Below are 24,701 nucleotides of genomic sequence, written 5' to 3'. Positions count from 1 at the left end.
TCTTGGTAGCAAAGCAGAAGTTTATTCCTATTTTAACCCATCCATGGATATTAATTCATGGATTTTTAATTTCTGCCCAAATAAACCCAAGCTAATCTCATGCAATCCAAAACCTGGAAAATTCTTGTTTTTGCGGTATTGACACTTTCTATTGTATCCTTCTTATTTCTTTTTGAAGAAAACAAAATAGAACCAAGACTTGCCAATGTGCCTTTTGCCTTTTGGACAGGTTTTTTGGTCACGGTGGTGATCGTGGTACTGACCTTTTTAGCTTCCCAATTTTTCCCCCATCAAGAATCGAAAAAGCAATGACAGGCTGGCTGATTTTCTTTTTCGCACTCTTCCTGGCCTCACTTGGCTATGCTTCTTACAAATCCTATTCAAAAAACCGAAGCTCGGATGACTTCATGCTTGCCGGGTCCAACATCGGGACGATACTCGGGTTTTTGACTTTTTCTGCAGCACTTTTCAGTGCATTTACTTTCATGGGAATGCCGGATTTCTTTCGGATACATGGAGTAGGAGCCTGGATCTTTTTAGGGCTTTCTGATGCGCTGATGGTGTTTTTTCTGATTTGGTTTGGATATAAGCTTCGCAAAAGAGCCTCAGAAGTCGGCTACAAGGGAGTGGCGGGTTTCATTCAAAGTTGCTTTCGGAATAAATGGGCAGGGTACCTCATTTTTCTGAGTTCCTTTCTCTTTTTGATTCCCTACGTGGCAATACAAATTCGTGGAATTTCCATTTTTCTAAATGCCGCCTTTCCAGACCTGATTCCCTATTGGGGCTGGTCGGCGATCTTGGTGGTGATCATGTTGATTTACTCCGAGATTGGAGGATTGAAAGCCATTATGTACAGTGATGCGATTCAGGGAGTGATTTTGCTGGTCGTGATTTGGATTATCGGCGTGACCTGTTTGAATATGGCCGGAGGCTTGGATTCTGCCTTGGAAAAAGTCGCCGAAAGCAATGCCGGATTACTCTCGCTTCCCGGTCCAAAAGGCTTGTTCAGCAGTCCATTTTTGATCGCTTCAGCAATAGCTATTGTGATGATTCCAGTATCACAGCCCCAGTTTACGACACGTTTGGTTGTGATGAAAAACCTGAAATCTGTTCACAAAATGGCTTATGCGGTGGGGATTTTTGCCATTCTGGTGATTCTCCCGACGGCTTTTATCGGCTTGTATGGGGCGGTACAATATCCTGAGTCCTCAACAGCAGATTTCCTTTCGGCAGCCTTACTTTTTGATCAGGCAAATCCGGTTGCCGCTTTGGCGGTAGTCGGGCTTTTCGCGGCTTGTCTTTCGACTACGAATGCGCAGATTTTTGCTTTAGGAACCGAATTGAGGTCTCTTCTGAGCGGTTCGGATAAGCGAAATATGCGAATTACCCAATTGGCCATTTTGGTATTTTCGTTAATCGTTTTGGTGTTTTCGACCTATATGAGCGATGAATTGGTGCTCTTGGCAAGAGTGAGTTTTGCTGGTACATCCATGATTGCTCCGGTGGTTTTGGGAGCAGTTTTGTTTAAAAATCCTCCCAAATCACTGCTGATCGTTTCTGCCATTGCCTTGGCTTATTTCGTCTTGTCGCTACTTGAGTTGGTACCCGCGGGTTTTGCAGGATTACCGACTGATGCTGCGATGTATTGTATTCTGATTCCGGTGACGGCAATTTTGATGATTGCCCACCATTTTACCCAAAAAACTACCCATGACGCTTGATTCTATCTTTTCCATCTCTGATTTAGAAAAACCTTTAGCCCGTTTTTGGCAGCTTTCAGGACAGAAAATACGGCTGCTTGAAGACTCCTTTGATACGAAAGATGGAGCTCCTGTTTTCACCGAACAAGGAAGATACGTGACCCGAGGCTGGACCGAATGGACTCAGGGATTTCAGTTTGGATCAGCTTTGCTTCAGTTTGACGCGACAGGAGATACGGATTTTCTTGAAATAGGCCGGAAAAACACGGTGCAAAAAATGGCTCCACATCTGACTCACATCGGTGTCCATGATCATGGATTCAACAATGTGAGTACGTATGGGAACCTGCTCCGATTAATAAATGAAGGCAAGATTGAGGGCTCGGAATGGGAAATAGAATTCTACAAACTTGCACTCAAAGTGACCGGTGCAGTCCAGGCCACACGCTGGACTGTCATCCCAAGTGGTGGATTTATTTATTCTTTTAATGGTCCTCATTCGCTTTTCGTAGATACCATTCGGAGCTGCCGTGCATTGGTAGTTTCCCATCAACTTGGGCATGTGCTGCAAACTGAAAACGACAGGCGGATTTCATTGATTCAGCGGGCGATTCAACACATTTTGGCGACGGTTCGGTTTTCTATTTTCTATGGAAAAGGTCGTGATCGTTACGATGTCGCAGGACGAACCGCCCACGAAATCATCTTTAATACCAATGATGGCAACTATCGCTGCCCTAATTCCCAACAAGGCTATACCGGATTCAGTACTTGGACTCGGGGATTGGCTTGGGCGATCTGTGGTTTGGGGGAGACGCTGGAAATTCTAGATCAACTATCCGAAGCAGATTATTCAGCGGTGATTTCAAAGAAAGACCTCATTTCAGAGCTTTCTAAGGCAGCCATTGCTACCTCCGAGTTCTATCTGGCAAATACCCCAACCGATGGAATTCCCTATTGGGATACCGGAGCACCTAATCTTCACAAAATGGGAGATTACCTCAATCGTCCCTCTGACCCCTACAATTCCTTTGAGCCTGTTGATAGTTCAGCGGCTTGCATCACGGCACAAGGTCTGATTCGAATTGGGAATTGGTTAAAAACCAGTGATCCGGAGCGGGCTGAGAAGTATAAAAACGCAGGAATTCAGATTGCCGGGGCACTTTTTTCTGAACCTTATCTTTCCACAAATGAAAGCCATCAAGGATTGATTCTTCATTCGATTTATCATCAACCAAACGGGTGGGATTATGTGCCTGAATCGGGAAAAGTAGCTCATGGCGAATCCAGTATGTGGGGAGATTATCATGCCCGTGAGTTGGCATTGCTGGTGCAACGGATGATGAAAAACGAGCCGTATTATTCTTACCTAAACTGCGTGCCGGTATGAGCGGAAAATACAAACCACAATTTCCTCGGGTTGCCCAGCTAAAAACGGTCGAGCTTTTCAGAAGTCATCTGGAAAAAGAGGTAATTGACCTTGCCTTTGATGCCGAAGTAATCTCAGGACCCGATTCTTTTTTTGCAAAAAGTCATACACTCAGATCTGGACGAACCATAGGTAATGCGATGTGCATTCTTCCAATGGAAGGTTGGGATGGGACAACGGATGGCCGACCCACAGAACTCACGAAACGACGTTGGCAAAACTTTGCGCTCAGCGGAGCTAAACTCCTTTGGGGTTGCGAGGCAGTGGCAGTCCGACCAGAAGGACGTGCAAATCCGAACCAATTGATGCTCAATGAGCATACGATTCAAGACTTTGTCGCGCTTTTTCAGCTTTTGCAGACTACGCATCGGGAGCATTTTGGAGATACATCGGATTTGCTGATCGGGCTTCAACTGACGCATTCCGGACGCTTTTGCAAACCTAATGACAAGAAGCGGATGGAGCCGAAAATTCTCTATCCGCATCCGATTTTGAATAAGAAGTTTGGTCTAGGGGATGATTACCCGATCCTATCCGATCAAGATATTGACGGGATCATTGAAGATTACATTAAAGCGGCTGTTTTGGCCCAAAAAGCAGGGTTTCACTTTGTGGACATCAAGCATTGTCATGGATACCTAGGACATGAATTTCTGAGTGCGTATGATCGGGAGGGAAAATATGGAGGGAGTTTTGAGAATCGAACCCGTTTTCTCAGAGAGATTGTTGCGGGAATAAAAGCGGCTGCTCCGGGATTGGAAATTGGCGTTCGGATGAGCATTTTCGATTGGGTTCCTTTCCAAAAAGGACCTGAAGAAACCGGCGTTCCAGCGCAAGGGGATCCCTATCGCTATGCATTTGGAGGAGCCGAAAGTGGGATACTAGCTGACTTGAGTGAATCCTTTCTTTTTCTTCAGGAATTGGAAAAACTCAATATTGAGCTCCTCTGCACCACTGCCGGAAGTCCGTATTACAATCCGCACATCCAGCGACCAGCACTTTTTCCGCCTTCTGACGGATACCAGCCTCCCGAAGATCCACTGCATGGGGTAGCCAGACAGATTCAAGCTACAGCGCAAATCAAAAAGGCTTTCCCGGGATTGTATGTCATAGGATCAGCCTATTCCTACCTGCAGGAGTGGCTGCCGAATGTCGGTCAGGAAGTTCTTCGGACTGGAAAAGCAGATTCCATTGGGTTTGGCAGGATGGTGCTGAGTTACCCGGATATGCCTGCGGATATTCTTTCCGGACAAGGTCTCAAGCGGGCAAAAATCTGCCGAACCTTCTCCGATTGCACCACCGCACCGAGAAACGGGATGATCTCAGGTTGTTTTCCGCTGGATCCGCTCTATAAAAAGATGGCGGAATATGATCAACTTAAAGCCTTGAAAGGAGAATGAAATCAAGCATGACCCCGGGCGACACAGAGAGATGAATATAATTCATGCGAAGATTCTCCCGAAGAAAAATCGGGACAGGCTATCTGACCTTTGAAAAAAAAATTATAAACAGATGAAAAACGTTGCTTTGATTACCGGAGGAACCCGAGGAATCGGTTTGGGAATCGCCAAGAAACTTGCCCAAGAGGGAATCGATCTGGCATTGAATGGAGTTCGTACGGAATCTGAGGTTAGCGAAGTCTTAACTGAGCTTCGCAAAAATGGCGTTCGGGTAGCCTATTTCCCTGGAAATATCGCTGAAAAAGCGGATCGGGATAGCGTCCTGCACGGTATCAATGAGAAATTCGGAAGAATCAATTTTCTGATCAACAACGCCGGAGTGGCACCGAGAGTCAGGGCAGATGTCTTGGAAGTAGTCGAGGCCGACTTTGATCATCTGATGGATATCAATTTGAAAGGCACTTTTTTTCTGACTCAAGCTTGTGCCAATTGGATGGCCGAAATCCGGAAATCGGATGCTGAAATTCCACTTTCCATTGTATCTATTACATCCGTTTCAGCGGTTTTAGCATCGACCAATCGAGCAGCCTATTGCATGGCAAAAGCAGGGCTTTCCATGATGTCCAAAGTTTTGGCAGTACGGTTGGCTGAATTCAACATTCCGGTGTATGAAATTCAACCGGGAGTGATCGAAACCGACATGACCGAAAAAGTAAAGTCGATCTATCAGGATCGAATTCAGGCAGGATTGACACTCGAGCCGAGAATGGGTCAGCCGGAGGATATTGGTAAAGTGGTGGCAGCTTTGCTACGGGGAGACTTGCCTTATGCCACTGGGCAGATTCTCAGGATTGAGGGAGGGATGATGGTGGGGAGGTTATGATGAACCATATTTTCAATTTTTGAATTGCGGGGATATCTTATCAAGTATCATAATTCAGTTTCCAGTCTCAGAATGCAGCGAACTGCAAACTGAGACTTACCACTGCAAACTATTTCAAAATCTCCCTTGAGATTACCAATTTCTGTATCTCGGATGTTCCCTCACCGATGGTGCAAAGCTTGGAATCACGGTAGAATTTCTCCACCGGATAATCCTTGGTAAAGCCATAGCCGCCAAAAATTTGAACGGCCTCATTTGAGATTGAAACACAAACCTCAGATGCATACAATTTGGCTTGCGCTCCCGCTAAAGTTACTTTCTGCCCCCTGTTTTTTAGATCTGCAGCTTTGAAAGTCAAGAGTTTTGCCGCCTCCAGTTGAGTGGCCATATCGGCTAGTTTGAAGGAAATGCCCTGGAAACTTGAAATGGGTTTGTTGAATTGATGACGTTCCTTGGAATATTGAATGGATGCTTCCAAGGCACCTTCGGCAATTCCCAAAGAAAGTGCTGCAATGGAGATTCGGCCACCGTCCAGGATTTTCATAGACTGGATAAATCCATCCCCGACTTTCCCCAAAACCTGACTTTCATGGACTTTGCAGTCCTCAAAAATCATTTCTGCAGTCTCGGATGCACGCATTCCAAGTTTGTCCTCCTTCCTGCCGCCTTTGAATCCCGGAGTGCCCCGCTCGATAATGAAAGCAGTCATTCCGTGACTGTCGCCGACTTCACCGGTGCGGGCGATCACTACCGCTACGTCTCCGGATATCCCGTGCGTGATGAAGTTTTTGGCTCCATTCAGAATGTAATATTCTCCTTCTTTGATAGCTACGGTTCGCATGTTTCCTGCATCGGAACCGGTATTGGGCTCGGTTAAGCCCCAAGCGCCCAGCCATTCGCAGGTTGCGAGTTTGGGGAGATATTTTCGCTTTTGCTCTTCAGAGCCAAACATTAGGATGTGTCCGGTACAAAGGGAATTGTGTGCAGCCATGGAAAGACCGATCGATGGATCCATTTTGGTCAATTCCAAAATTGCGGTTACGTATTCATTGTAACCAAATCCGGAGCCTCCATATTCTGTAGGGACTAAAACGCCCATTAGGCCCAGTTCGCCAAGCTTTTTAAAGACTTCGATTGGAAAATGGGACTTGTCATCCCATTCCTTGCGGAAAGGTGTAATCTCTTTGGCTCCAAAACTTCGAACCATCTCAGCAATAAGCTGCTGATTTTCATTTAGATTTAAATCAAACATAGGGTAATCTTGGGTTTACATTCCAGTATTTCAACTCTAAGGTTTATAATAAGTTCTACTTCTCCAAATCAGCTGAAACGAACTTTTATTTCGAATTATGTCGCTTTTTTGGATTGAAATTTTGATTTTTTAAAAAGTCTACCCTTGCTAATGCCTCCAAAATCAAATAGCCGATAATTCATAATTTCTTTGCCAATCGATTGATTTTTAACTTATTTATCAACGTTTCTGATCTGCCTATAAAATCACGACTATTCCCGCTTTTCCTGCTTGATCTTTTTGCATTTTAAACTCTCGTGGCGGACTCTAATGCCAAATCCGGGTTTAACTAAGTTTCAAGCTTTGTTTTAGTCAATTTACTTTTTATGCCTCGCTTGGATTGGATCAACTTGGGAAAATCTAGTTCATAGTTTTTCAAGCCTCTTTTACTTTAGACCCCAACCCTTCCCAGATCTTGGCTGCGTTTTTGTCAATCAGCAAAAGTCTCATCTCCAAGTTACCATTCCATGAAGCAATTCCTGCTTATCATTTTAATCACGTTGTTCATCGGGTTTTCAGCAAAAGCGCAATTCGCCGAAAACAATAGCTTGTATCTAGGTTTTGGACCCACCGTCGGAAACTACAGCGGACTTGACCTGAATCTCAATTATGTCCTCCAACGAAACTGGTCTGCCCAAATCGGGATAAAATCGGGAATAAGAGGGGCAAAAAACAAACCCGATGATTTTTCCGGTGGAATTTTGGGAATACTCTCCAGAGGACTGACCAATCCTAAAGACGAGATCACGAGCTATCAATTTTTGGTGGGTAAGATGATCCTCCTGGAAGGGGAAGAGGGACGTTTTCGATTAAATCTATTGACCGGACCTTCGATTAATAAATTCAGAAGCGCAGTCAATTTTCAGCGAAGTACTGAAAATGGGGTCATCTTGGGTACCTACACCTTTGAAATGGAGAAGGACTCCGGGATAGGTTGGATGCTCAAGCCAAGTTTTGAGATTCCTCTCGGAAAGGTGATAGGCTTTGGAGTCAGCCCTTATGCCAACTTCAATTCCAAGAACGTAGCCTATGGATTTGATTTCCAGCTTCTGATCGGAATACTCCAGCCTTCCAGGCAGTCGAATTCCAGGTATTAGAAGATTGACTGATTAGATTTACCCGTATTCTAAATCACCGTCACCCGCACTTTTTTCTCTTTCAGCTTCACGTTGTTCACTTTGGGGAGAAGAGTCTCCAAGGTTGCAGTTTTTACCCCAACGAAAACGCAATCGGTCTTGAGTTCGATCACTCCCAATTGATCTTTCTCCAGATTTCCCTGCTTGAAAAACAGTCCGGCTATGTCCCCTTTGGAAATTTTGTCTTTCCTTCCTCCGGAGATGAAAAGGGTGCTCCATTCCGAAGGTGCCGGAAGCTTCGCCTTGGACGGTGTTTCTATGGGAAGTTTTCCGATAAAATCAGGCAGCGGATCTTTCTCATAATGCAAGACATAAGCAGTCCCCGCACTGTTCATTCGGGCCGTTCGGCCATTGCGGTGGATGAATTCTTCGCTTCGCAAAGGGAGGTGATAGTGAATGATAAACTTGATTTCGGGGACATCGATTCCTCTTGCAGCCAAGTCAGTGGCCACAAGGAGTTGGTGAGTGCCATTTCGGAATTTGATCAGGGATCTTTCACGATCCGTTTGTTCCATTCCTCCTGAAAAAATCCCATGAGAGATTCCATGCTTTTCCAGACAATCGCTCACCCGCTGAATGGAATCTTTGAAATTGCAGAAAATGATCCCGTTTTGATTTCCCAAGTGGCTGATCAAATCAATGAGTGTATCCAATTTATCTTTGTTAGGAGATAGGACCTTTTTGATCCGGAGTTGGGATATTTTTTCCTCTAAAAAATCAATGGTGACCGGTGATTTCAATCCGACAAATCGTGGAATCTCCACGCCTTGAGTCGCCGAAGTCAGGAGCATCTTTTTCACCTTGGGAAGCAAGTGTAGAATGTCCTTCATTTCACTTTCGAAACCGATCTCCAGTGATTTATCAAATTCATCCAGAACCAACGTTTTGATAAAAGCGGTCTCGAAGGCTTCCCTGCGCAGGTGGTCTGCCACTCTCCCAGGTGTCCCGATCAAGACAGCAGGGCGGTGTTTGATCTCAATTCTGTCTTTGGAACCCGCCCGACCACCGTAGACCGCATTTACCTTATGACCTGTCCCCATCTCCCGCATCACTTGCTCGATCTGAATCGCCAATTCCCGTGAAGGAACGATGATCACCAACTGAATTTCTTCGCAGTTCACATCAAGCTCTTGGATCAGGGGTAGTAAAAAAGCAAGGGTTTTTCCTGTTCCTGTGGGGGAAAGCAAAATGATTTCATTGGAAGACCCAATTGCCTTTTGCGCTTCAAGCTGCATGGGGTTCAGTTGCGCAATTCCAAGTTTTGAAAGGATTTCAGCCTGGTTTTTTTGAGGGGTAGACATGTGGCAAAGGTAGGTTTTTGGAAATTGAAAGCGGGTAGAGGTATCAGTACTATTCAGGAATAATATTGAACATCGAATTTCGAATTCAGAAAATTTAGAAAGGCCGATACCCCATCCAGTCGACTTCCAGTTCAAAGCGTTTGATTGGCTTTTCCAGGGAGTTGGGGTTGGTCTCCACGGACCAGTTATTCGTATGCCAGAAGTTCATGCGGTACTTGGATGGATGCTGTGGAATTCCCCGCTCTCCCCGGTAATCCCAAAGGACAACCGTGTCTGCTGTAATAGGATGAAGCATCCACCAGCGAATCCTGTCCGGATGCCAGTCAAATCCATAGGTGTGAAACTCAATCCGGCAAGGCAAAAGCCACGTAAGCGTCACCGCTTTTAGTTCCTTTTCCTCCTCCACAGGCGATGACCAAAAACTGCTTTCCGTTTTTCTCATAGACAGCAGGTGTGGCATGTCCGGCAGCGGGAAGTTTGGCTTCCCATAGAATTTCTCCCGTCTCTTTATCGAAGGCCCGGATCTTCTCATCCTTGGTCGCAGCGATGAACAGCACCCCTCCGGCTGTTGCTACCGGACCACCATAGTTTTCGGTTCCGGTAGGAGCGAAACCCTGCACGCTGAGTGAGTCAATTTCGCCCAGAGTCACCTGCCATTTTTTCTTACCGGTATTCATATCTAGGGCGGTGAGCAGTCCCCAAGGTGGATTTGAACCGTAAAGTCCCGCTTTCGTGACTAGTTTTTTGTAGCCATTCATGTAGTACTGCGGGTAGAGCTTTGCGGTTTCGGCTTCCAGTTCCTGCTTGTCACTTGCATCTGCTTTTCCCATTAAATAATCGATCAGGATCAGGCGCTCTTCTTTGGAAATATGCCCAAAAGCAGGCATGGCACCTCTCCCCATTCGTAAAAGTTGATCGAGCGAATCAGGCGTATACTTTTCCTTGAGTCCGATCAAACCGGGAATAGCAGGTAGGTTTCCTTTCCGTTCCAATCCATGGCAATTGCCGCAGTAATTGGTGTAAATCGACTGGCCCACGTTTCCGAAACTTGCATTCGGAGTCATTTCAATCAGCCATGGAATCTGATTGGCATTGATGTACATCGTCTGATTAGTCGGGTCAAAAGAAGCACCTCCCCATTCACCTCCTCCGTCCATTCCTGGAAAAAGGACAATCGGATTTTCGGTACTCGGTGGAAGCCAAGTATCGCCGAATTTGGCATTGGAAAGCTGACTTTTGATGTCTGCCATCCATTCCGGTTTAAGATTCAAAATATCCTTTTCCTCAAATACCATGTTCATGAAAGGCTCCGGTAAGGTTGGAATGGGTTGAGTTGGGGCAGTCTTTTCACCTCCCAAAGTGGATGGTGGAACCGGAGTCTCTACAATTGGCCAAATGGGTTCGCCTGTCTCCCGAGCAAAGACATAGGTCATTCCCTGCTTGGAAATCTGAGCGACCGCATCGATCCATTTTCCGTCTTTTTGAATTCTGATGAGATTGGGTGGAGCCGGAAAATCCCTGTCCCACACATCATGATGCACGGCCTGAAAGTGCCAGATTCGCTCACCCGTTTTGGCATTCAAAGCCAAAAGTGAATTGGCATACAGATTGTCTCCATGCCGATAGCCTCCCCAGAAATCATAAGTAGCCGAACCTGTGGGCACAAAAACAATTCCCCGATCCTGATCCACGACCATCCCTGCCCAATTATTTGCACCGCCGATTTGGTTGATGTATTTTGGATCCCAGGTGTCATAGCCGGGTTCACCTTCCTTAGGAATGGTATGGAAAATCCATTCCCGCTTTCCGGTTTTGATATTGTAAGCACGGACATGTCCCGGCGCGGCATCCAATCCTTCCGAAAGTCGCATGCCCAGGATCAGCAGGTCTTGATGAACTACTCCGGGCGTATTGCTGACGATGAGGAAATCGTCCAAATCCGTGTCCAGATCTTTACGGATATCTACTTTCCCCTGATCTCCAAAACTCAAGATTGGTTCTCCTGTGCGAGCATTGACAGCCATTAGCCAATTTCCTGCGGTAAAAAGGATTCGTTTGTCCTCACCGGATTCCCAATAGGTAACCCCACGGTTGGTACCTGCCCAGGAATTTTCCCCTCCCAAGACCTGAAAGGGATCAAAACGCCAGACTTCTGATCCTGTTGCAGCATCCAAAGCGAAAACATTCAGCTTCGGGGTGGAGCCATAAAGCAGGCCGTCGACCACGATGGGTTGGCATTGAATCTGACTGCGCTCGCTGGCATCTCCGGTGTTATAAGTCCAGGCCACTTCGAGTTGGGCTACATTTTCTTTGGTGATTTGGCTGAGAGATGAATAGCGTGCTCCATCTTCAGAACCGCCATAATGCGACCAGTTGCTGTAGTCGATTTCGGGAGTTGATTTTCCGCAGGAAATAAAGATGCTAATACTCAAAAGCCAGAGTAGTTGTTTGAAGGTCATTTGGGTGGGTTGTTTTAGATCCAGAATATCGGTGGATTTTGGATTCCTGACAATTTTGATAGGGATTTAAATCATACTTTGGAAGTTAAAATACTTTTAAAACAAATCTGTACCTCGCATAGTCGGGAAGCCGCAAAGAGAATTTAGAATTTGAACCTTTTTGATTTCAGGCTTCTAACAAATAGGACAAAAAACTTTGCGCCTTAAGCGCCTTAGCGAGAGAGCCAAAAACGTTTCTAAAAATTGCCATAAGCCAAAAAACCTTTTATCTTCTTTTCCAGCGTCCAGATCTTTTTTCGGTTTTGGATGGCTGCGAAAATGATCATAGCGTCGATTAAGCCAATTCCTTTATTCAATAATTGGTTTTTTCAATGGAGATGGAGTGTGCAAGAGCAGTTTTCAACGTATCGGTGATGGTAGTGGTACCAGAAAGCGTCATTGCTTCTTTGACCAATTCTTCTGGTAATAAGGCTGTTATCTTCATGATTTGTTTTTCTGTAAACATACGATGGTCTATCGTGTATAGACAGTAGTTGAGGCTGTTTTTTCTCAAATTCAAACTATGAAGCTCAAATTATCTTGATAAAGAATATTTTATGTCTATCGCTAAAAATTGAATCGGGGTAATTCCCTTTTAAATGAGTGATCGAGATTTCCTTTAGCAGGCTTAATTCAACGCGGTGTCAGTAGTTTGTGTCAAGAATTCAAGCCAAGTGTTTAATCGATTCCTTTGTTGGGGTAGAGTCTAGGGGTTTGGTTACCTGATCAAATTTAGTCTCATAATCCTCTCGTAAAGTCCCAAAAATCCGATCCCAAATCAGCGTGTACAATCCATAATTTCCATGGAAAAACTGATGATGCTGATTGTGGGCGGTGCTGGTATTGACCCACTTTCCTACCCAAGTTCGGTGGAAGTTTTTGGGATAAAGCTCATATCCTAAGTGGCCGTAGACATTGTAGGAAAACTGAAAGAGCATAAACAGCCCGAAAGCCGCTTGGTGAACAGGCAGGACAAAACCCAAGACAAGGATGATTCCTGCCTCAATTACGGCTTCCAGCGGGTGAAATGCATAAGCGGTCCACGGTGAAGGATTGGTCGAATAATGATGGACCTTGTGAACCGCCTTGAAGAGCTTCGGGTGATGCATCAGTCGATGTGCCCAGTAGAAATAGGCGTCGTGAATCAAAAACATCAAGGGAAAACTGAGGTAGAAATACCACCAGCCGAATTTTTCAACCTCGCGATAGTAAAGTGTATAGGGGTCCAGCAAGACAAATACGACGGCCGCCATGGTGGCAAAAATCAAAATGGTAATGAGCGAATAGCTGATATCTCTGGAGTAATCTTTTAGTTTGGGAAATTTGGATTGCATCTTTCGACTGGCCAAAATTCCATTGAGAATAAAGTAGAAAAGAAAAAAAACAGTACCCGCTATCAGGAAATAGCGGAAAGTGACATTCCCTGCGATTCTTGTCCATCTAAAAAAGAAATCTTCCCAAATCATAATCGTGCATTAAAGACTCTCAAGTTAATCAGAGAATTCTATCTAAACCAAATGATGCTTTTGATCTCTCAGATGACACAGTTAATCACAGATTTATTGATGCCGTTTAGTTCTTTAAAGCTTTCTTTTTCTATATCCCCCTCAAATAAATCCTTTTGTGTCTTAGGGACTTTGTGGCAAAAAAAGTACCTACCTTTGGGCCATGTGGAAAGAAATCTCCGTCCTCATTCATAAAGAAATCACCCTGGAATGGCGTCAGAAGTACGCCCTGAATGGGATTTTGCTTTATGTGGTTTCGGCGGTTTTTATCACTTATCTCAGTGTAGGCGCGAAAATGGGCAACCTTTCTATTCCCAATTGGAATGCACTTTACTGGATCATCATTCTTTTTTCGGCAGTCAACGCAGTTGCAAAAAGCTTTGTACAGGAGCATCAGGGCCGACAATTGTATTATTACATGATTGCCTCGCCTGAGTCTATTATTCTCTCCAAGATTATCTACAATACAGGATTGACTTTGATCTTGGCCTTGCTGGGATACGGAGTTTTTTCAGTGATTTTGGGGAATCCAGTTCAGGATCAAGGCTTATTTCTACTGAATTTGGTTTTGGGATCGGTGGGTTTCTCTGCCAGCCTGACCATGGTGAGCGGGATAGCTTCCAAAGCTGGAAACAACGCCACCCTGATGGCGATTTTGAGTTTCCCGGTAATCATTCCGATTCTGCTGATGGCGATCAGAATCTCCAAAAATGCTCTCGATGGTTTGGATTGGAGTGTCAGTGCGGATAGACTTTTAACCTTATTGGCAATCAATGCCATCGTGGGTGTGACGGCGTATATTTTGTTTCCCTATCTGTGGAGAAGCTGATCGGGAAGTACGATTGACGAGGTATAAAATACGACGTAAAAAGATCTTCAAGCCTTTATCTTCCGTCCGTTCCAATTTTAATTCCTTTCAATGTTTCCAACTGGGTTTTCGGCTTTTCAGCCCCAATTAGACCGATATTAATTTTCCAATCTTCCAATTTTTATTTTTTCAACCCACTAAAATCAAATGTATGGATTACCATTTCGTCCTCGTTGAATTCGGGATTTTCCGGATGCATAGGGAAGAGATTTAACCCCTTTTCATCCACAAAATAATGGTGAGCGAGGTAGGTATTTCTAGGTAGCGTAAATTCCTGAATCAATGAAAAATCTGATTCATCGTAGATGCTTATTATAAAATAGGGAGGGGTAGAACTTAATTGAACAGCATCGATATCTTTGGAGATTTCTTCTCCCGGCCAGCCAAACCGATACAGTAATTTTTTATAGGGATCGAAGGTAAGTCCAAAATTTTCCGAGCTTTTATAGGCAGTTCTCATATTGTCCTGAATTGAATTAGACATTCGATCAGTATGGTAATAGGCGTTAGAAAAGTTTTTCATCAAATCAGTTTGAAGTTGATATTCTTGGAACTCTACCCCATTGAAATCGACCTCAATTAGAGTATTGCTTTGATAATGGAGGAGTAGTAGAGAATTTGAGGTTGCGGTTAGACCAAAATCAATTATGTCTTTAAATTTTAAAAGAGAAGTGGGGGCTTTGAAATTTAGGTATTCAAAAGCTTCTTTTCGGAGCAGGAAAAAATGCAAGCGGTTACGATTATTATAAGAATTTTTTTCATGTATAATAATTTTTTGAAAATTGTATAAGGCCTTCCAACTTAAGGAAGGCCTTGGGAATTTGGATTAACCTTCCACTGTTGGAACGGTGGTTGTGCAATCTGGTCCTCCATATGCACATATCCCATCTGGTGCACTTGCTAAACAGGCCTCTACTTGCTTGTCCCATCTACACAAAGGTTCTTGAGCACTTAATTTTCCTGTTGAACACATAAATGCTAATACTAGCCCAAAAGCAGTAATAGATAATTTTAATCGGTTGTTTTTCATACAAATTGTTTTTTAAAAGTTAAATATTGAACATAGGCGAAAAGTAAAAACTGCATTTCAAGTTTAAAATAAAATTTATACGCCCCCATTATTTGGTTTGAACAGATTGATTTTAGTTTAAATGGAAATAATACACAATATCAAGTTTGTGTTAGTGGAAAAAAGGACCCCCTTAACCTAAGCAGTGAGCACTTTTCAACTTTACCACTTTCCAACCTTACCACTTTCCAACCTTACAACTTTGCAACCTTACAACTTTCCAACATTCCAAACCTAATTTTTCAACTCTTCGACTCCGCTCAAAGTGACAGTTTTCCATTGATCCCTTTATCTTTAAGCCATGAAATCGAGCATGACGATAACGTCACACACTTGGGATTATGCAAACGCGAGATTCCATGTGACCAATGAAAATCAATTATAACACATGAAAAACAAAATCGCCCTGATCACCGGTGCTACTTCCGGGATCGGAAAAGCCTGTGCGTTAACTCTTGCCAGAATGGGCTTTGATATCATCGCCACCGGACGAAGAGCCGCTAGGCTGGAGGAATTGGGAAAGGAATTAACAGTTGGAGTTCGCTTTTTACCCTTGGTTTTTGATGTGCGGGAGCGGGAAAAAGTCGGTGAAATCCTCGGCAATCTTCCCTCAGACTGGCAAGCAATCGATGTCCTGATCAACAATGCCGGCAATGCACACGGCATGGATCCAATTCAAACCGGAAGCTTGGACGATTGGGATGCGATGATGGATATCAATGTGAAAGGCTTACTCTATGTATCCAAAGCCATTATTCCCGGAATGACCAAGAGGAATTCAGGGATGATTATCAATATTGGATCAATCGCCGGCAAGGAAGTTTACCCCAATGGAAATGTCTATTGCGGATCCAAGCATGCTGTGGATGCCATCACCAAGGGGATGCGCATCGACCTGAATCCTTTCGGCATCAAAGTGATCGGAATACATCCCGGATTGGTGGAGACGGAGTTTTCTTTGGTTCGCTTCAAAGGAGATGAGGCCCGTGCGGAATCTGTATACAAAGGCTATGAGCCACTCTATGCTCAGGACATTGCAGAGATTGTCGAATTCGTGGTGAATCGACCTGCACATGTGGTTTTGGCGGATATTGTGGTGCTTCCGACTGCTCAGGCTTCAGCCACTTTGGTAAAGAAAAATCTTTCCTGATGCGAAATTTCGTTGCTTTAATTCTGGGTTTAAGTTTTGCCTGCGCTGCTCCTCAGAAAAGCGAACAGGAATTGTTCACGGAACAGCAGCGCGAAGAGATTGAAACTCCTCTGGAAGAGATTGAACCTGTCGAGCTACCCGAGTTGGAGAAAACATTGATCGCGCAGGGATTGGTGGATATTGAAACCCTTATTCCGGGAATTAAAGTAGAACTGAAATATTCCACGGAGGATAATTTTTTTGGAAAAGACGTCTATGAGGATCATGTGCGCTGCTATTTGCAACCGGTCGTAGCGGAAATGCTCAGGAAAGCACAGGAGGCCTTGCAAAAGGAATATCCCAATCTTACGCTTTTGGTTTACGATGGAGTTCGTCCCTTGAGCGTGCAGCAGATTCTGTGGGATGACTTGGACAAGCCTGACAGCATCAAGCCGCTTTATGTCGCTGACCCAAAAGTCGGAGGATTGCATAATTACGGAGTTGCTGTGGATCTGACCATTTTTGATCTGGCAAAGGGAGCACCACTTGATATGGGCACGACTTATGATTACTTTGGCTATCCCGCCTACCCGGATCGGGAAAAACAGATGCTGGCTGAGGGTAAAATCACTCAAACCCACGTTTTCAATCGGGAAATTCTCAGAAAAGTGATGGTCGGGGCAGGGTTTACAGGAATCGGTAGCGAATGGTGGCATTTCAATGCATTTTCACGCAGAGAAGCTGGAGAGAAATTTCTGATAATAAAGTAGTGTCTAGTATCAATGTTTAGGTATCATGGTTGATACTAGGATCAAGTTTTAGTAAGAATTACAAATAATTATTAATCTTTAACAATTAACCCAATAATCCAAAACCTATGAATCTAAAAACCAATTTGTTAACCCTTGCGCTGGTATTAACCTTTGCGCTATCGTCTTTTGCGCAGCAAAATACCCAAATCCGAGCTTTGGTTTTCTCCAAAACTGCTGGATTCCGTCATCAGTCCATTCCTGAGGGAGTAGCTGCCTTGAAAAAACTGGGTCAAACCCATGTGTTCAATGTTTACACCACGGAAGATTCCAACCATTTTACGGATGAAAATCTGGCTAAATACGATGTCATTATCCTGATGAGTACCACCGGTACGGTCTTCAATGATGCTCAAAAAGCTGCTTTTCAGAAGTTTGTACAAAGCGGCAAAGGCGTAGTTGGCATTCACTCTGCTACGGATACAGAATACGAATGGCCATGGTATAATCAAATGATCGGTGCGTACTTCCTTGCTCATCCAAGACAGCAAACCTTGCGTTTGGAAGTAGTCGATCAAAATCATCCTGCCACCTGGCATCTGCCCAAAAACTGGCTTTGGACAGATGAATTGTACGAATTCAGAAATATTAACCCGAGCATTAAAGTGTTAATCAATGCCGATGAAACTACTTATGAGCCTGCTAAAGCGATGGGAGCCAATCACCCGATGGCTTGGTATCATGAATATGACGGAGGACGTGTATTCTACACCGCGCTTGGTCATGTGGAATCCGCGTTTTTGGATCCGGATTTTCTGAAGCATTTATATGGGGGTATTTGGTATGCCGCCAAAGGGAAGATGCCAAAGTAATCCACCAAAAAATCAAGGCTTCGGAACTTCCGGGGCCTTTTTTGGTTTTTACTTTAAAATAACCTCAATCCCATGCTAAAAGCTCAAGCCCGCCCCGTTCATCTTTACATGGAGGCCAATCCCAATCCTAATTCACTCAAGTTTGTCGCCAACTTTATGTTGGTGGAGGAAGGGGTAAGTTTTGATTACCCGGATGCTGCCAGTGCAGATAACAGTCAACTTGCAAAAGAACTCTTCAATTTTGCGGCAGTGCAGCGAGTATTCATTGTCTCCAATTTTGTAACTGTCACCAAGTCAGATGATGTGGAATGGGCGGAAATCCAAACGATCCTTCGTGACCACATCAAACAATACCTGGAGTCGGGCCAAAGGGCAGTAGTGGCAAATTTTGAAAAAGATCCACTTTTTGATGAAAGTGACTCTGAGGTCGTGAAAAAAATCAAAGAAATTCTCGACGAATACATCCGGCCTGCCGTAGAGCAGGATGGCGGAGCGATTGTTTTTCAATCATTTCATGACGGCGTTGTCAATGTTCAATTGCAAGGCTCCTGCTCAGGATGTCCAAGCAGTACAGTGACACTCAAAGCGGGAATTCAAAACTTACTAACCCGTATGCTTCCCGAGGTAAAGGAAGTGGTGGCAGAAGGAGTTTAATTATAACTACTCATGGTAAAAAGGGATTGGTCTTGGGCTATACTTGGTGTTTTGGCTCTGGTCATTCGCTATTTTGCAATCCAAAATCCGGAAGCTACCGATGAAATTTATTCCCGAAAGTTTTTTCCGGGGATAAGAAATGTAATTGACCTAACGCTGGGGAATCTGCCTTTTCCCAGCGTTTACCTTTTTGTGGCCACGGTATTTTTTGTAATTGGCTTATTCATTTATCGATTTATCCATCGGGAGGGTTGGCAGGCTAAGTCCCTTTATTCGATTCAGGCTATCTCAAACGGTCTTGGAGCAATCGTTTTTTTCTTTCTGGTGCTTTGGGGGTTTAATTACCACCGTACCCCGATTTTTCAGCAACTTTCCCTCAATCCAAAGGCGCTGAATCTGGAACAGCTCAAGTCTGAAATTGAAATCACTAAACGACTGACTGTTCAGTATAGGGGCAGAATCAAGACCGATAGTCTACCGATAAGTTCGATTATGGAATATCGGGATTTGGAGCGCTTGGTCCGGGCAAATATGAATGAGCATTTAGAAATCCTTGGATTGAATTTTACCGGTAAACCTCGGACAAAACAGTTTCCTCCGGATGGATTTATGCGAAAAATGGGGATTTTGGGCATTTATTTCCCGTTTACAGGGGAAAGCTACATCGATCCGACCTTACATCCCCTGGAGCAGCCCTTCACCGTTGCTCACGAAATGGCGCACAGTTATGGGGTGACGGATGAAGGGGAGGCTAATTTTATTGCTTGGGTCATTTGTACCAATTCGGAAGATCCTCTGCTCCGTTATTCAGGTCATATCCGCTTACTTCAATATCAAATGCGGGATTTTTACAGAATGGCACCCGATGATTATAAGGAATGGGTCAGGGGATTGCCAATTGGTATTCGAAATGATCTTAACTCCCTCAGAGAATCAAGCGAGGCTGTAAAAGCATTTTCAAATGAATTGAGCAGGAAGTCGAATGATATTTTTCTGAAAAGTCAGGGAGTGAAAGCAGGTGTTAACTCCTATCAACAGCTTCCCATGCTTGCGTATTCTTGGAGAAAAAGGATGAATCTTCAAGATTAATCTTTGGAAAATAGATTGTAAAAATTAGTTTTAAGAAGTAATTAAACCTTCTCAAAAAATGCTCAAAATTTTCATTTCTCTAGTTGTACTGATTTTTAGTTTCTCCTCACTTTCAGCTCAAATCACCATAGAAACTGAACGAGACTCTGATGGTAATGTCCTCCTTTTTGCAGTCAATCCCACCAAAGTCCCGTATTCAGTGATCCTGAATTTCTCTCAACTCCAAAATATGACTACCCCCGGTGGGGGAAATGTCACTGCCATTGCCTCACCCGGAAGGTCAAAAGTAGCCACACTCAAACCAACTTTGGCGGGTCAAGGAACCAACTACCGCTACGCCTACAGTTTTGCCAAGGGAAATGTCTATGGGAAAACGAAAATAGACCCCATTTACCTGATTCCCGTTGCAGAAGGCACCCCGGTCAAAGCCGTTCTAAATAACAATATTTCCAATACACTGAATAAAGATGAAAAAGACAATTCCTATGTCGGTATTTCCTTCATTTTTGAGCAGCCCACTTTGATCGTTGCTCCTAGAAAAGGTGTGGTTGCTGAGATGAAAATGGATTACGCCACTGATAAAGAAAACCTAAACTTCTCTGCTGAAGAAAATTACATGGAGATCTATCATGAGGATGGTACCATCACAAAGCTAACGGTTCTGAAATCTGGCTCTGCAAAAGTTGAAGTGGGTGATCAAGTACTTCCGGGACAGGTACTGGCCGAATCTGCCGGAGATAATTACCAACATGGTCCCCATGTCAGAATGGTAAATCAGCGAACAGAGAAAAATGGTCCTGACAAATTGAAGTACACGTATTTTCCGGTCGTTTTTGCGACGGAAGAGGGGAATATTGAGATCAAAGAATTAAGTGACTTTACAGTCACGCATCCGAAGGAAATCATCACCCGGGAGTTGAATAAAAAGGAATTGAAAAGTTTTCAGTCAGGAAATTGATCAGAATTCGGAAAATCAGATTTTTTGTCTGCATTCCACTTTCCCTAAAAGACGTTCCTTTCGATCGGTGTAACTCGCAAAAAAATGAGGTTTTTGGGATAGAATCAGATTTTAATTTTTGTTCCGGATCTAAATTTACAGAAGTAAATCACTTTCGATTTCCAATCCAAACGCCAAGAATTACCCCGGCTATACCAATGTAATGCCCGATTAGCAGGACTTCCCCATCCAAGACTCCCCACATGATGGCTACAATCGGAATGGTATAGGTCACCAAGCTGGCGAAAAAAGGACTGGCACTTTTTACCATAATATTAAAAAGCACCAGGGCTGTAGCTGTGCCCACCATACCAAGGATGGTCAAATATCCCAATGCCTCCCAAGCCTGAGGATGAGTGACGAGCTTGTAGGAAAAATTGGTCCCAGCAAAGAGATAGATCAGTGCCATCGGAAGAATCATCAACAAGGAAATCGAAGAAATCTCGATGGATTTTAATTTCGTGAACCGGGTTTTGATCACATGGAGGTTGAAGCTGTAACAAATACAGGCGGCGATTACAAAGAGCCCGTAAATATTGATTCCAGCCAGCGATTCTACCCAATTTCCGCCTTCTTTGTACGCGATCAGGATGATCACTCCCATAAAAGCAATGACCAGTCCCAGTCCGTTTCTTCGGGTAATTCGCGTATTGAAAAAGACCGCTCCGACCAAGACCACAAATAGCGGTGTCAGCGCATTCAAAACCCCAGTCAGCGAACTGCTCAACTGAGTTTGAGCCATCGGAAACAGGAAAGCAGGGATAAAGCTTCCAAGCATTCCGGCGATCAGCAGGTTTTTTACTTGGGTTTTGCTGAGATTTTTGATGCGGGGAAGGGAAAGCGGAAGAAGCAGTGTGGCTGCTGCCACCATCCGATAGGCGCCAACCTCACCCGGACTAAAAACCTCCAATCCGCGCTTGATCAAGATGAATGAGCTTCCCCAGATTAAGGTAAGGATGGTCAATAAAACCCAGTTTTTCAGGCTGTTTTCCGAATGAGAAGTACTCATCTATTTGTCAGGGGGAAATTCGTCTGCAAAGGAAGCAAATCCAATAAATAAAAAATCAAAAAAACCTCAGCGATTAAAATTCTGAGGTCTGGTATTTATCAGGTTTGAAATTCATAAGCTGCATAAAACGATGCGACTTGCTCGAGAATCTCCGCCACTTGGGCATAGGTGTCTGCCGTGACCATTTCAGTTCGGAAGGACTTGAAATTGGGCATTCCACGGAAATAGTTCGTGTAGTGTCGACGCATTTCAAGAATTCCCTGTTTTTCCCCTTTCCACTCTACTGAGAAGTCCAAGTGTTTTTTTGCAACAGCAATTCGTTCTTCGAGGTTGGGTGAAGGAAGCTTTTCGCCCGTTGCCAGATAGTGTTTTATTTCATTGAAAATCCAGGGATAACCGATCGATGCCCGACCGATCATCATGCCATCGACATGGTATTTTGCTTTGTATTCAGCGGCTTTCTCCGGAGAATCGATGTCGCCATTTCCAAAAACCGGAATATGCAATCTTGGATTTTCCTTGACGAGATTCAGGTAGCTCCAGTCCGCTTCCCCTTTGTACATCTGCTGACGGGTACGGGCGTGGATGGATATTGCCTGGATTCCCACGTCCTGTAGACGCTCAGCAACTTCTACGATTCGGATGGTATTGTGATCCCAGCCTAAGCGTGTTTTCACAGTCACAGGAATATTCACTCGCTTTACGATCTCGGCTGTCATAGAGACCATCTTGTCAATGTCCAGCAAAATCCCAGCTCCAGCACCTTTGCAGGCTACTTTGTGAACCGGGCAGCCGAAGTTAATATCCAAAATATCCGGTCCAGCTTCCTCTGCAATAGCTGCTGCTTCACGCATAGATTCAATCTCGTTGCCGAAAATCTGAATCCCAATCGGCCGCTCGTAATCGTATACATCCAGCTTTTGGATGCTTTTGGCAGCATCTCGAATCAGTCCTTCTGAGCTGATAAATTCCGTGTACATGAGGTCTGCCCCGTTCTGTTTACAGACTGCGCGAAAGGGTGGATCGCTTACATCTTCCATCGGGGCGAGCAGTAAGGGGAAGTCCCCCAGCTCTAAGTTTCCAATCTTAACCACTTCTCTATTCTAAATTTGGCGTAAATTTACCCCAAATTATGGAGATATACGAAACCCAATCTGAAATAGCCAAACGAAAGAATTGGCTATTGTCATTAATAGTCATTGTTTTAGTCACTATTGGTACGTTGATTTTGCTTCAGGGAATAGCGTTGGCCTTTATGCCGACCCTGTTTAATATCTCACTTGAGGAGATTATGTCGCTGATGGCAGGCACCTATGATGTGCCAAATGGCAGGATGGCGATGCTTTTTGTTCAAGGAATAGGTTCCGGTATCGGATTTTGGGTTGCAGCTTGGATAATTACCCGATACATCGAAAGGGCTGACTTAAAATGGGCTGTTCAGCGGGCCAGATTCAATATAAAAAATCTGGGTATCGCGCTAGCTATTACATTGGGTGCAATGTTTTTCAATGGATTGTTGGTCTATTGGAATGCCAATCTGACGCTTCCTGATTCCATGGCGGGCATGGAGGCTTGGATGATGGAAATGGAGTCACAGCTGATGGAACTGACTAAGTTTCTGACCGATTTCCAAAATATTCCAGAGCTTTTGACGGGGATTTTGGTCATTGGAGTTTTTGCCGGCGTGGGAGAGGAAATGTTTTTTAGGGGGCTGATTCAGCCGAAGATGAAGCAGTATACCAATTCCGCCCATTGGGGGATTTGGTTGACCGCAATTATTTTTTCAGCTATCCATGTGCAGTTTTACGGTTTCCTTCCCAGAGTTTTCCTCGGAGCGCTTTTTGGGTATTTGTACCTTTATTCGGGCAGTTTATTGTATCCGATTTTAGCCCATATTTTTAATAATGGACTTACTGTGATTGTGATCTACCTGTCAAACCAAGGGATAATTGACTTTGATTTGGAGTCTACTGATACTGTTTCTTACCCGGCAGCTATCCTTGGACTTTTGGTTCTTATTGTTGGATTCTTTTACTTTAAAAAAATCAATCAACCGAAAGATGCACAGTTGGATCAAGGTATTTGAGGATCAAAACCAAATTCGAGCAGAGATAGTCAAAGGTGTTTTGGAAGAAAACGGGATTGCGGCAGTTTTGATGAACAAAAAAGAAACTGCATATCAGGTCTTGGGTACTTACGAAGTACTTGTTTCCCAAGGGGATGTCATAGCTGCCATGCAACTGATTCAGAATGAGATCTCGTTTTAATATCAATAACTACAGCAATCTGGGACAGCGAGCCATCACCGCTGTGGTGGGTGCCCTGGTCGTGGTCTCTGCTTCGATATATTCGGATTGGACCTATTTCATAGTCTTTGCTACCATTTTGGGGTTTTCCCAAATGGAGTTTTATAAATTGACAGGTATTGATGGAATGCTTCCCTTGCGGAGTTTTGGGACTTTTCTGGGGCTTATGATTTTCGTGCTGACATTTATGATAGAAAAGGAGCGACTCCCAGACGAGTATCTTTACCTGATCTTTCCGATTGTCTCCCTTACATTTTTCATCAAACTGTATAAGAAAACTGAGAAAAAGCCCTTTACCGGAGTGGCTTTCACTTATTTGGGTATTTTTTATGTTGCCGTTCCTTTTTCTCTTTTAAATCTTGCTGTATTCTCGGTGGACAAAGTTTATCAATATGAAATTTTGATTGGTTGCCTGATGATCCTTTGGGCAAGTGATACCGGAGCCTATTTCGCTGGGACGAAATTTGGGAAGACCAAACTTTTTGAGCGGGTGTCACCAAAGAAGTCCTGGGAAGGATTTCTCGGCGGAGCTTTTTCTGCTATCGCTGTGGCATTCATCCTTTCTCAATACTTCCATGTCATTGAAGACTGGAAATGGCTGGTGATCGCAGGAATCATCATCATTGCGGGGACCTATGGAGATCTGATCGAGTCCTTATTCAAGCGATCTATCGAAATCAAAGATTCCGGCAACGGATTGCCGGGCCATGGCGGTTTTATGGATCGTTTTGACGGATTATTACTTTCAGCCCCTTTTATTACCGCATTTTTGAAAATCTTTTAAAACTTCGGCGGGCTGTCTGAAAAACTACTTAA

26 protein-coding genes are annotated in these 24,701 nt (G+C 44.1%); 16 read left to right on the top strand and 10 right to left on the bottom strand.

Features of this window, described 5'->3' with window-relative positions; translation table 11 throughout:
- Positions 1–99: 99 nt before the first annotated feature.
- The 5 genes from C4S61_RS06835 (at position 100) to C4S61_RS06815 (ending at position 5,412) form a co-directional block, all read left to right on the top strand.
- Positions 100–312 carry a hypothetical protein gene (locus C4S61_RS06835; protein ID WP_103924040.1) on the top strand — a complete coding sequence of 71 codons (213 nt, stop codon included), beginning with the start codon at positions 100–102 and terminating at the stop codon, positions 310–312.
- Positions 309–1,721 (top strand): sodium:solute symporter family protein, encoded by a 1,413-nt coding sequence (locus C4S61_RS06830; RefSeq protein WP_103924039.1) that lies wholly within the window; start codon positions 309–311, stop codon positions 1,719–1,721. Before C4S61_RS06835 ends, C4S61_RS06830 begins: the two co-directional genes overlap by 4 nt.
- Complete coding sequence (locus C4S61_RS06825) at positions 1,711–3,090, top strand: glycoside hydrolase family 88 protein (protein ID WP_103924038.1); 1,380 nt, start codon at positions 1,711–1,713, stop codon at positions 3,088–3,090. The genes C4S61_RS06830 and C4S61_RS06825 overlap by 11 nt, the downstream gene beginning before the upstream one ends.
- Positions 3,087–4,529 carry an oxidoreductase gene (locus tag C4S61_RS06820; RefSeq protein ID WP_103924037.1) on the top strand — a complete coding sequence of 481 codons (1,443 nt, stop codon included), beginning with the start codon at positions 3,087–3,089 and terminating at the stop codon, positions 4,527–4,529. The genes C4S61_RS06825 and C4S61_RS06820 overlap by 4 nt, the downstream gene beginning before the upstream one ends.
- 112 nt (positions 4,530–4,641) lie before the next feature.
- Positions 4,642–5,412 (top strand): 3-ketoacyl-ACP reductase, encoded by a 771-nt coding sequence (locus tag C4S61_RS06815; protein ID WP_103924036.1) that lies wholly within the window; start codon positions 4,642–4,644, stop codon positions 5,410–5,412.
- A 109-nt stretch (positions 5,413–5,521) separates the two neighbouring features.
- On the opposite strand, the gene C4S61_RS06810 is transcribed toward C4S61_RS06815, so the two are convergent.
- Positions 5,522–6,664, bottom strand: coding sequence for an acyl-CoA dehydrogenase family protein (locus C4S61_RS06810; RefSeq protein ID WP_103924035.1), 1,143 nt, complete (start codon positions 6,662–6,664; stop codon positions 5,522–5,524).
- Positions 6,665–7,170: 506 nt separating this feature from the next.
- On the opposite strand from C4S61_RS06810, the gene C4S61_RS06805 reads away from it, so the two are divergent.
- Positions 7,171–7,800, top strand: a complete 630-nt coding sequence (locus C4S61_RS06805) for a hypothetical protein (protein ID WP_103924034.1) — start codon at positions 7,171–7,173, stop codon at positions 7,798–7,800.
- A gap of 29 nt (positions 7,801–7,829) precedes the next feature.
- Here C4S61_RS06805 and C4S61_RS06800 read toward each other — a convergent pair whose 3' ends face one another.
- The 5 genes from C4S61_RS06800 to C4S61_RS06785 all read right to left on the bottom strand — a co-directional run bounded on the left by C4S61_RS06800 (position 7,830) and on the right by C4S61_RS06785 (position 13,104).
- The gene (locus tag C4S61_RS06800; RefSeq protein ID WP_103924033.1) at positions 7,830–9,140 is read right to left on the bottom strand and encodes a DEAD/DEAH box helicase; all 1,311 of its coding nucleotides are present in this window, start codon (positions 9,138–9,140) and stop codon (positions 7,830–7,832) included.
- 94 nt (positions 9,141–9,234) lie between these two features.
- The gene (locus tag C4S61_RS06795) at positions 9,235–9,519 is read right to left on the bottom strand and encodes a family 16 glycosylhydrolase (RefSeq protein ID WP_235009843.1); all 285 of its coding nucleotides are present in this window, start codon (positions 9,517–9,519) and stop codon (positions 9,235–9,237) included.
- Complete coding sequence (locus tag C4S61_RS06790) at positions 9,485–11,599, bottom strand: outer membrane protein assembly factor BamB family protein (protein ID WP_103924032.1); 2,115 nt, start codon at positions 11,597–11,599, stop codon at positions 9,485–9,487. The genes C4S61_RS06795 and C4S61_RS06790 overlap by 35 nt, the downstream gene beginning before the upstream one ends.
- Positions 11,600–11,951: 352 nt before the next feature.
- Positions 11,952–12,083: a hypothetical protein gene (locus C4S61_RS22500; RefSeq protein ID WP_262495013.1), complete on the bottom strand. Its 132-nt coding sequence runs from the start codon at positions 12,081–12,083 to the stop codon at positions 11,952–11,954.
- Positions 12,084–12,303: 220 nt separating this feature from the next.
- Positions 12,304–13,104, bottom strand: a complete 801-nt coding sequence (locus C4S61_RS06785) for a sterol desaturase family protein (protein WP_235009841.1) — start codon at positions 13,102–13,104, stop codon at positions 12,304–12,306.
- A gap of 202 nt (positions 13,105–13,306) precedes the next feature.
- On the opposite strand from C4S61_RS06785, the gene C4S61_RS06780 reads away from it, so the two are divergent.
- Complete coding sequence (locus C4S61_RS06780; RefSeq protein WP_103924031.1) at positions 13,307–13,972, top strand: heme exporter protein CcmB; 666 nt, start codon at positions 13,307–13,309, stop codon at positions 13,970–13,972.
- Positions 13,973–14,132: 160 nt separating this feature from the next.
- On the opposite strand, the gene C4S61_RS06775 is transcribed toward C4S61_RS06780, so the two are convergent.
- Together C4S61_RS06775 and C4S61_RS06770 are read right to left on the bottom strand one after the other, a co-directional pair.
- Positions 14,133–14,534 (bottom strand): hypothetical protein, encoded by a 402-nt coding sequence (locus tag C4S61_RS06775; protein WP_146064357.1) that lies wholly within the window; start codon positions 14,532–14,534, stop codon positions 14,133–14,135.
- Between the two features lie 303 nt (positions 14,535–14,837).
- Positions 14,838–15,041, bottom strand: a complete 204-nt coding sequence (locus tag C4S61_RS06770; RefSeq protein WP_103924029.1) for a hypothetical protein — start codon at positions 15,039–15,041, stop codon at positions 14,838–14,840.
- 427 nt (positions 15,042–15,468) lie between these two features.
- Here C4S61_RS06770 and C4S61_RS06765 point away from each other — a divergent pair, with 427 nt between their 5' ends.
- The 6 genes from C4S61_RS06765 to C4S61_RS06740 all read left to right on the top strand — a co-directional run bounded on the left by C4S61_RS06765 (position 15,469) and on the right by C4S61_RS06740 (position 20,531).
- Positions 15,469–16,230 carry an SDR family NAD(P)-dependent oxidoreductase gene (locus C4S61_RS06765; protein WP_103924028.1) on the top strand — a complete coding sequence of 254 codons (762 nt, stop codon included), beginning with the start codon at positions 15,469–15,471 and terminating at the stop codon, positions 16,228–16,230.
- Positions 16,230–16,979 (top strand): M15 family metallopeptidase, encoded by a 750-nt coding sequence (locus tag C4S61_RS06760; protein WP_103924027.1) that lies wholly within the window; start codon positions 16,230–16,232, stop codon positions 16,977–16,979. The genes C4S61_RS06765 and C4S61_RS06760 overlap by 1 nt, the downstream gene beginning before the upstream one ends.
- A 107-nt stretch (positions 16,980–17,086) precedes the next feature.
- A complete protein-coding gene (locus C4S61_RS06755) occupies positions 17,087–17,830 on the top strand; it encodes a ThuA domain-containing protein (RefSeq protein WP_103924026.1) in 744 nt (247 codons plus the stop codon).
- Between the two features lie 72 nt (positions 17,831–17,902).
- Complete coding sequence (locus tag C4S61_RS06750; RefSeq protein ID WP_103924025.1) at positions 17,903–18,484, top strand: NifU family protein; 582 nt, start codon at positions 17,903–17,905, stop codon at positions 18,482–18,484.
- A 12-nt stretch (positions 18,485–18,496) separates the two neighbouring features.
- On the top strand, positions 18,497–19,573 hold the full coding sequence (locus C4S61_RS06745) for a DUF3810 domain-containing protein (RefSeq protein WP_103924024.1): 1,077 nt from the start codon (positions 18,497–18,499) through the stop codon (positions 19,571–19,573).
- Between the two features lie 58 nt (positions 19,574–19,631).
- Positions 19,632–20,531 (top strand): M23 family metallopeptidase, encoded by a 900-nt coding sequence (locus tag C4S61_RS06740; RefSeq protein ID WP_103924023.1) that lies wholly within the window; start codon positions 19,632–19,634, stop codon positions 20,529–20,531.
- Between the two features lie 148 nt (positions 20,532–20,679).
- Here C4S61_RS06740 and C4S61_RS06735 read toward each other — a convergent pair whose 3' ends face one another.
- Positions 20,680–21,579 (bottom strand): DMT family transporter, encoded by a 900-nt coding sequence (locus C4S61_RS06735; protein WP_103924022.1) that lies wholly within the window; start codon positions 21,577–21,579, stop codon positions 20,680–20,682.
- A gap of 98 nt (positions 21,580–21,677) precedes the next feature.
- Positions 21,678–22,673, bottom strand: a complete 996-nt coding sequence (gene dusB / locus C4S61_RS06730; protein ID WP_103924021.1) for a tRNA dihydrouridine synthase DusB — start codon at positions 22,671–22,673, stop codon at positions 21,678–21,680.
- A gap of 38 nt (positions 22,674–22,711) precedes the next feature.
- On the opposite strand from dusB, the gene C4S61_RS06725 reads away from it, so the two are divergent.
- Genes C4S61_RS06725 through C4S61_RS06715 form a run of 3 tightly spaced genes read left to right on the top strand, consistent with a single transcriptional unit; the run spans position 22,712 to position 24,669 of the window.
- On the top strand, positions 22,712–23,665 hold the full coding sequence (locus C4S61_RS06725; protein WP_103924020.1) for a CPBP family intramembrane glutamic endopeptidase: 954 nt from the start codon (positions 22,712–22,714) through the stop codon (positions 23,663–23,665).
- On the top strand, positions 23,640–23,846 hold the full coding sequence (locus tag C4S61_RS06720; RefSeq protein ID WP_103924019.1) for a putative signal transducing protein: 207 nt from the start codon (positions 23,640–23,642) through the stop codon (positions 23,844–23,846). Before C4S61_RS06725 ends, C4S61_RS06720 begins: the two co-directional genes overlap by 26 nt.
- The gene (locus C4S61_RS06715; protein WP_103924018.1) at positions 23,830–24,669 is read left to right on the top strand and encodes a phosphatidate cytidylyltransferase; all 840 of its coding nucleotides are present in this window, start codon (positions 23,830–23,832) and stop codon (positions 24,667–24,669) included. The genes C4S61_RS06720 and C4S61_RS06715 overlap by 17 nt, the downstream gene beginning before the upstream one ends.
- Positions 24,670–24,701: the final 32 nt, after the last annotated feature.

The sequence above is a fragment of the Algoriphagus boritolerans DSM 17298 = JCM 18970 genome (genome assembly GCF_900108085.1).
Taxonomy (GTDB): Bacteria; Bacteroidota; Bacteroidia; order Cytophagales; family Cyclobacteriaceae; genus Algoriphagus; species Algoriphagus boritolerans.
Note: the sequence above shows the minus strand (reverse complement) of the source record. Positions and strands in the feature narration are given on the sequence as shown.

Bases quoted from the DNA above. Each gene is read 5' to 3' on its own strand.
- C4S61_RS06835 (WP_103924040.1), top strand. From the start codon at position 100: ATGCAATCCAAAACCTGGAAAATTCTTGTTTTTGCGGTATTGACACTT.
- C4S61_RS06830 (WP_103924039.1), top strand. From the start codon at position 309: ATGACAGGCTGGCTGATTTTCTTTTTCGCACTCTTCCTGGCCTCACTT.
- C4S61_RS06825 (WP_103924038.1), top strand. From the start codon at position 1,711: ATGACGCTTGATTCTATCTTTTCCATCTCTGATTTAGAAAAACCTTTA.
- C4S61_RS06820 (WP_103924037.1), top strand. From the start codon at position 3,087: ATGAGCGGAAAATACAAACCACAATTTCCTCGGGTTGCCCAGCTAAAA.
- C4S61_RS06815 (WP_103924036.1), top strand. From the start codon at position 4,642: ATGAAAAACGTTGCTTTGATTACCGGAGGAACCCGAGGAATCGGTTTG.
- C4S61_RS06810 (WP_103924035.1), bottom strand. From the start codon at position 6,664: ATGTTTGATTTAAATCTAAATGAAAATCAGCAGCTTATTGCTGAGATG.
- C4S61_RS06805 (WP_103924034.1), top strand. From the start codon at position 7,171: ATGAAGCAATTCCTGCTTATCATTTTAATCACGTTGTTCATCGGGTTT.
- C4S61_RS06800 (WP_103924033.1), bottom strand. From the start codon at position 9,140: ATGTCTACCCCTCAAAAAAACCAGGCTGAAATCCTTTCAAAACTTGGA.
- C4S61_RS06790 (WP_103924032.1), bottom strand. From the start codon at position 11,599: ATGACCTTCAAACAACTACTCTGGCTTTTGAGTATTAGCATCTTTATT.
- C4S61_RS22500 (WP_262495013.1), bottom strand. From the start codon at position 12,083: ATGAAGATAACAGCCTTATTACCAGAAGAATTGGTCAAAGAAGCAATG.
- C4S61_RS06785 (WP_235009841.1), bottom strand. From the start codon at position 13,104: ATGATTTGGGAAGATTTCTTTTTTAGATGGACAAGAATCGCAGGGAAT.
- C4S61_RS06780 (WP_103924031.1), top strand. From the start codon at position 13,307: ATGTGGAAAGAAATCTCCGTCCTCATTCATAAAGAAATCACCCTGGAA.
- C4S61_RS06775 (WP_146064357.1), bottom strand. From the start codon at position 14,534: ATGAAAAACTTTTCTAACGCCTATTACCATACTGATCGAATGTCTAAT.
- C4S61_RS06770 (WP_103924029.1), bottom strand. From the start codon at position 15,041: ATGAAAAACAACCGATTAAAATTATCTATTACTGCTTTTGGGCTAGTA.
- C4S61_RS06765 (WP_103924028.1), top strand. From the start codon at position 15,469: ATGAAAAACAAAATCGCCCTGATCACCGGTGCTACTTCCGGGATCGGA.
- C4S61_RS06760 (WP_103924027.1), top strand. From the start codon at position 16,230: ATGCGAAATTTCGTTGCTTTAATTCTGGGTTTAAGTTTTGCCTGCGCT.
- C4S61_RS06755 (WP_103924026.1), top strand. From the start codon at position 17,087: ATGAATCTAAAAACCAATTTGTTAACCCTTGCGCTGGTATTAACCTTT.
- C4S61_RS06750 (WP_103924025.1), top strand. From the start codon at position 17,903: ATGCTAAAAGCTCAAGCCCGCCCCGTTCATCTTTACATGGAGGCCAAT.
- C4S61_RS06745 (WP_103924024.1), top strand. From the start codon at position 18,497: ATGGTAAAAAGGGATTGGTCTTGGGCTATACTTGGTGTTTTGGCTCTG.
- C4S61_RS06740 (WP_103924023.1), top strand. From the start codon at position 19,632: ATGCTCAAAATTTTCATTTCTCTAGTTGTACTGATTTTTAGTTTCTCC.
- C4S61_RS06735 (WP_103924022.1), bottom strand. From the start codon at position 21,579: ATGAGTACTTCTCATTCGGAAAACAGCCTGAAAAACTGGGTTTTATTG.
- C4S61_RS06725 (WP_103924020.1), top strand. From the start codon at position 22,712: ATGGAGATATACGAAACCCAATCTGAAATAGCCAAACGAAAGAATTGG.
- C4S61_RS06720 (WP_103924019.1), top strand. From the start codon at position 23,640: ATGCACAGTTGGATCAAGGTATTTGAGGATCAAAACCAAATTCGAGCA.
- C4S61_RS06715 (WP_103924018.1), top strand. From the start codon at position 23,830: ATGAGATCTCGTTTTAATATCAATAACTACAGCAATCTGGGACAGCGA.